The 5522-nt window shown below is 29.4% G+C and carries 7 protein-coding genes; 3 read left to right on the top strand and 4 right to left on the bottom strand.

The annotated features are described in order from the left end of the window. Window positions 1–433: 433 nt before the first annotated feature. On the top strand, window positions 434–1042 hold the full coding sequence (locus tag CLTEP_RS13385; RefSeq protein WP_066827525.1) for an undecaprenyl diphosphate synthase family protein: 609 nt from the start codon (window positions 434–436) through the stop codon (window positions 1040–1042). A 238-nt stretch (window positions 1043–1280) separates the two neighbouring features. Here the strand turns inward: CLTEP_RS13385 and CLTEP_RS13380 are convergent, their stop codons facing one another. The 3 genes from CLTEP_RS13380 to CLTEP_RS15510 form a co-directional block, all read right to left on the bottom strand. Continuing rightward, the gene (locus tag CLTEP_RS13380) at window positions 1281–1628 is read right to left on the bottom strand and encodes a nuclear transport factor 2 family protein (RefSeq protein ID WP_066827523.1); all 348 of its coding nucleotides are present in this window, start codon (window positions 1626–1628) and stop codon (window positions 1281–1283) included. A gap of 362 nt (window positions 1629–1990) precedes the next feature. Next, window positions 1991–2458: a S41 family peptidase gene (locus CLTEP_RS15515; RefSeq protein WP_084364995.1), complete on the bottom strand. Its 468-nt coding sequence runs from the start codon at window positions 2456–2458 to the stop codon at window positions 1991–1993. Then, a complete protein-coding gene (locus CLTEP_RS15510) occupies window positions 2418–2813 on the bottom strand; it encodes a S41 family peptidase (protein WP_066827513.1) in 396 nt (131 codons plus the stop codon). Before CLTEP_RS15510 ends, CLTEP_RS15515 begins: the two co-directional genes overlap by 41 nt. A gap of 109 nt (window positions 2814–2922) precedes the next feature. On the opposite strand from CLTEP_RS15510, the gene CLTEP_RS13365 reads away from it, so the two are divergent. Then, window positions 2923–3261: a hypothetical protein gene (locus tag CLTEP_RS13365; RefSeq protein WP_066827511.1), complete on the top strand. Its 339-nt coding sequence runs from the start codon at window positions 2923–2925 to the stop codon at window positions 3259–3261. A gap of 904 nt (window positions 3262–4165) precedes the next feature. Here the strand turns inward: CLTEP_RS13365 and CLTEP_RS13360 are convergent. Further along, window positions 4166–4345 (bottom strand): hypothetical protein, encoded by a 180-nt coding sequence (locus tag CLTEP_RS13360; RefSeq protein WP_066827509.1) that lies wholly within the window; start codon window positions 4343–4345, stop codon window positions 4166–4168. A gap of 567 nt (window positions 4346–4912) precedes the next feature. On the opposite strand from CLTEP_RS13360, the gene CLTEP_RS13355 reads away from it, so the two are divergent. After that, window positions 4913–5488 carry an Rpn family recombination-promoting nuclease/putative transposase gene (locus CLTEP_RS13355; RefSeq protein ID WP_341372125.1) on the top strand — a complete coding sequence of 192 codons (576 nt, stop codon included), beginning with the start codon at window positions 4913–4915 and terminating at the stop codon, window positions 5486–5488. Window positions 5489–5522 lie beyond the last annotated feature (34 nt).

The following is a 5522-nucleotide window of genomic DNA, read 5'->3' as shown; positions in this document are numbered from 1 at the left end:
AAAAAGGAATTAAAGAAGGAATATTCAAAACAGCCAAAAATCTATTGGTTATGGGTATGGATGAAGATACAGTGTCAAAAGCTACTGGATTAAGTGTAGAAGAGATCAAGAATTTAAAGCAGTAATAGATAACACCCCAGGGGTGCAAAATTTTCCAATTCAATAATATAAGAGGTCAGACTCTTAGAAAAAATTGCAAAGTTAAATTTACAATGATGTGTATTTGATGTTTCGAAAAGATTCTAATCAAATAAATTTCGAAAAAAGTATTATACCACCAGAAATGGTGGTTTTGCTTTTGATGAAAAAATTGAATAAAGAATAATAAGTATATATAGAAACAATTGCATTCCAGGAAATGGGGATGATGTTTCTATAATATGAATATTTTTTATATATTGTGAAAATAATCTATAATGAGAGGAGTGAACGTATGAGAATTCCAAAACATATAGGTATTATTCCTGATGGGAATAGACGATGGGCGAAGAAAAACGGATTGAATAAAGAAGATGGATACAAGAATGGCTTAGATCCAGGGTTAGAATTTTTTAAGTTATGTGAAAAAGTGGGTGTTAGTGAAATTACATATTATGGCTTTACTATGGATAATACTAAGAGGCCCTCAGTTCAGACAAAAGAATTTACAAAAGCTTGTATTGAAGCAGTAAATATGCTTTCAAATGAGAATGCATCATTATTAGTTATTGGTAATTCAGAGTCGAAAATGTTTCCTAAAGAATTGCTTCCTTTCACAACAAGAAAGAAATTTGGCAAAGGTGGTATAAAAGTAAATTTTCTTGTTAACTATAGATGGGATTGGGATTTGACTGGTTTTCCTGAAATAAAATCCTCTGATATATCTAGAATAGATTTAATAATACGTTGGGGAGGGAGAAGAAGATTAAGTGGATTTTTACCTGTTCAATCAGTATATGCTGATTTTTATGTGGTAGATGATTATTGGCCTGATTTTAAAAAAGAGCAATTTTATGATGCTTTAAAATGGTACGACATGCAGGACATCACATTGGGAGGCTAATGCCTACACCACAGGGGCAATGTCATAAAGCTATGATTCAATATATTTACAATCAGAAACCCAAATTCCATAATTAGAGTTTCTGATTATTCATTTATAAATTATTTAGTTATCAAAATTTTGTTTTTACGTAAATAATTGTATCACAAATAAACTCAAGGTCGTTTTTATTCAGTTTACACAAAATTTTTTACACTGCTTTTGTTTACTTTCTTTTAATAATTTCTATAATCTAGATTTATTTGTTTTTAGTCTGCAAAGTTCCTTGATGAAAAATCATTTTCCAGTTATCATCTAAAAGTTTCCATATTGAACTACGTAAAGAATACTGTTTTTCTTTGTTAGATTTGCTATATTTAATTAACTTATATGTTACAAATACGCAATGATTAGATAGTTGTTCCAATTTGAATTCTGTTATTTTACATTGATATTCAATTTTATTAAATACATCACCTTTAGTATAATGATACTCCTTTCCTGAACTACAAAACTCTACAAAATCATCCTTCACAGGTGATTCTCTTGTTTCAGTTCTTAATAACTTTTCTTCCATTTCTAAAATATATTTTTCAAGTATTTCCATTGTGATATTCCTCTCTGTAGTTTGTTTTATTAAATATCAACAAAAACTGTATTCTAGCTTTTGTAGGGTGTCAAGTGCCTTACAAAAATTAAATCATTATCAGATTTAGTTATACTATTTTCAATGACTTCGTCCAAGCTTACATTTTCTATTATATGTGAAACCTTATTGTTAGTAAATGTAAAAGCATTTACAATAACAAATACTATAATTACAGGTATAACTAAACTAGTACCTAGCACCTCATACCTAATAAACTATTTATAAGGCATTTTCAAAAAAATAACTAGTCAGTATGCTAATATATTTGACTTGTTATTTTCTTTCAAATGCCTAATTTTGAAATAGTTTATCTATAAAAATTACTTATTTATATGCTTAAGCACTTCCTGCACTGCTTCATCATATCTATAATTTTCCAGTTCAATCCTTACTGGACTTACAGATATATCAGGTTCAGTTTGTGTCTCCTCATTAGCTGAACCATCACTATTTAATCCCATCTCTCCAGTAAATCTTATGACAAAACCACTGTTGGGAAGTGAACATAGAATAGGATCTATACCTATACCATCTCCACCCGTCCTTTTTCCAATAAGGGTAGCCCATTTGCTTGTTTTACAAAATGCTGCAAATGATTCAGCGGATGAATATACGCGTCTGTCAACTAATAGATATATTTTTCCTTCAAAGCCTACAGACTTTTTAGGTTTTATTGTTCTTACCCTTCTGATATAATATTTAAAATTATGTTTTGCTTCAGGCGGAAATGTATTTATAACAGATTGTTCAAGTGTATTGATGTCTTTCAAATGCATATCTAGCATCATAAAATTTCTTGTTATACTCTCCTCCCCTAAACAGCATATAATTTATTGTTGTAATTTTTTCATTTAACAATGGAGAAACAATGTTTTGCATCCAATAATTTTCTGAGCCTCCACCATTGCCTCTTATATCTATAATTAAATTGGGATAATCCTTAATTTCTTTTAGAAATTTATAAATTCCATCTCTATCAGAATTAACACTTAAAGCATTAAAGCTGTTAACATAAAGATATGCAACCTTATCTGGGACTATTATTTGTGTCTTAAAACAAACTGGAGGTTTACTGTATTCACCTGTACTATTTGAACTGTTATGATTTAGAATATCATCAGGACTACAATTATACCTCTTCATAACCTCTGGTCTTTGTAAAACTTCTTATTTTTTGATGTTTTCTGTTGTCGTACCAACAAAAACTGTATTGCAGTTTTTGTAATAAGCAGGTAGATTACAAAGATTTGAAGTGAAGCAAACAATCTTTGTTGCTTTTTCAAAATTCGCTATAAAAAGAATTTGGGACTTATCACGAACTACTGGGCAACCTATTTATGTTATTATTGATGATACTATTTCAGAGAGAACTATACCTTCGTCAAGAGCAAAATCTTCAATTGAATTATGTGGTTTTCATCATTTTCATACTAAAAATAAAAAAGTTTATGGTCATCAAATAGTAGGTGTTCTTCTGCAATGTGGGGATATAACTATCCCTTACGAGCTACCGCTCTATGATAAAATGCAATATGATTCTGAAGGCAACATTATATCTAAAATTATGATTGTTATAAAAGCAATTTCATAAGTGCCAAAAACACCCCATCAGGGGTATATTCTACTGGTAGTTGGTGCAGTGTTGAAAAAATAATAAAAGCTTCTTTAAAAAATGGATTTCAATATGTTGGTACTTTAAAAGCTAACCGTGTTATATATCCAAGATTTCTCAAAAGAATAAAAATAGAAAAAATTAAAACTGAATTTTTTGATTTTATTTTTATCCCTTCTTTCTTAAAAATATGTGAACTACAACTTAGACAAGCAACGGATGTTTTCTAAATCCGATTCTATGAAAATATTTAACATTTTGTGTGGAAGTCTCCCATCTTCTATAAGTGGGAGATGGATAACATCATTTTTGAAAGGGTTCAATGCCCTTGAAAAAATGCACTCCACTTGATATAATGAAAATATAAAAGTTCTTATAAAACTGAATATATAAGGTTGTGGTAAGAAAAAGCTTTACCACGTAAAATATTCAAGCACACGTCCTGCACCAAAAGAGCGAAAACCAAGCCTTGACGTTGGTGCAGTCCGAACGATTACAATCGTCTAAGACGGTAGTTTCTTGCCAAGAAATAAAACTGGTATTATATCGAGGTCGGTGCGACCTTTTGAGCTTGGGTAAACTTGGCACGTTGGTGCTATTGACCAAGAAGCTCCCACTTCAACGAAGTAAGTGGCGAGTAGTTCACGAACTTGAACATTCACATCATATAGATATAATTTATTGATTTAGTATACCCGTGAAAAACGATATTCATAAGAAAATATGGCTTTTTCGCAGTCATGACCATTCATAAGACAAGTGGTCATATTCTAGTTATTATATTATTTGTCTTATGTATTTTAGTGTAAAAACTACTATTATCCGTATCAGATATATCTCTTTGTTTAATGATTGTACTATAGTAGGTAAATCTATTTTTATTTTACTTAGGAGGGTCTTTTCGAATTCTGTAAGTTGAATAAAGCAAACTAATAAATAGTACTAACATAGGGTGTTTTCTTAGTTCTGTTCCTAAAATAATGATTATTAATATTGATGCAGGTATTATATTGTCAATATCTATTATTACCTTTAACTTATCCTTTAAAGATTTAAAGTTCATGACAAAATCTCTCTTTCCTCTATATATTGTTATTTTCTTTGTCTTACTTATTCTTAAAAATTATTTTAAAAACTACAGTAGCAACTACAAATTTTTATTACTAACTACACAATAATTATACCATGAAATAACTAAAATGATAACATATTCATCAAATTTACATTGTATAAATCTAAGGAGATGAAGACAATGTCAAAAACATTTTTTAGTAATAATTTATTGTCTAAAATAATTAAAATAATTGAAGAATTTAAAAGTGAGAATAGAGAAACTTTTCTTACAAGCGAAGTAATAGAAAAGCAACTGTGAAGATATGTTGCAGATAATTGCCTGCCAGATGATTCTTTTAATGCAAATACTGGAATATGTCTTAAGAACAGTGAACAAAAACCTGAAAGACTTGGAATAGAAGGAATTTTGTTGTTGTAGAATTTGTATTAATAAAAAATGCGAATTCTTTTCAAAAGATAGTGAAAATACAACAAAAATTAAGATATAATATAAGTATAGGAAAGGGTGATATAATGGAGAGGTTAAAACCTTTGAATGATTTTATTTTAGAGAACTCTGTTTTACTGGGGAAGAATTTTCAATGAAACAATAGTTAAAGGAGAAGACTATAAGAATTTATCAAAGGTAATAACTATAAACATATTGGATTTTAATTATATAAAGCTTGATAAGTTTCATACTAAGTTTCATCTGTGGGAAGATGAATCTAAGGATTACATGCTCACTGATTTGGTAGAGATACATTTTATAGAAATTCCAAAATTTAATGAATTGAAGGTAAAGAATTTGAAAGAAGATAGACTTCAGAGATGGTTGACTTTCTTTAATAAGGATATTTCAGAAGAAAAATTAAAGGAGTTGATTGAAATGGATAAAGATATAAAGAGAGTAGAGGAAAGACTTGAATATTTAAGTAGTGATGCAAAGACAATAGAGATTTATAAAGCGAGAGAAAAGTCACTTCATGAAAGGGCAAATATGATAAGCAGTGCAAGAGAGGAAGGAATTAAAGAAGGAATGGAAAAAGGAATTAAGGAAGGAATGGAATTAAAGAAGGAATATTCAAAACAGCCAAAAATCTATTGGTTATGGGTATGGATGAAGATACAGTGTCAAAAGCTACTGGATTAAGTGTAGAAGAGATCAAGAATTTAAAGCAGTAATA

Source organism: Clostridium tepidiprofundi DSM 19306 (assembly GCF_001594005.1).
Taxonomy (GTDB): domain Bacteria; phylum Bacillota; class Clostridia; order Clostridiales; family Clostridiaceae; genus Clostridium_AC; species Clostridium_AC tepidiprofundi.
Note: the sequence above shows the minus strand (reverse complement) of the source record. Positions and strands in the feature narration are given on the sequence as shown.

Bases quoted from the DNA above. Each gene is read 5' to 3' on its own strand.
- CLTEP_RS13385 (WP_066827525.1), top strand. From the start codon at position 434: ATGAGAATTCCAAAACATATAGGTATTATTCCTGATGGGAATAGACGA.
- CLTEP_RS13380 (WP_066827523.1), bottom strand. From the start codon at position 1,628: ATGGAAATACTTGAAAAATATATTTTAGAAATGGAAGAAAAGTTATTA.
- CLTEP_RS15515 (WP_084364995.1), bottom strand. From the start codon at position 2,458: ATGATGCTAGATATGCATTTGAAAGACATCAATACACTTGAACAATCT.
- CLTEP_RS15510 (WP_066827513.1), bottom strand. From the start codon at position 2,813: ATGAAGAGGTATAATTGTAGTCCTGATGATATTCTAAATCATAACAGT.
- CLTEP_RS13360 (WP_066827509.1), bottom strand. From the start codon at position 4,345: ATGAACTTTAAATCTTTAAAGGATAAGTTAAAGGTAATAATAGATATT.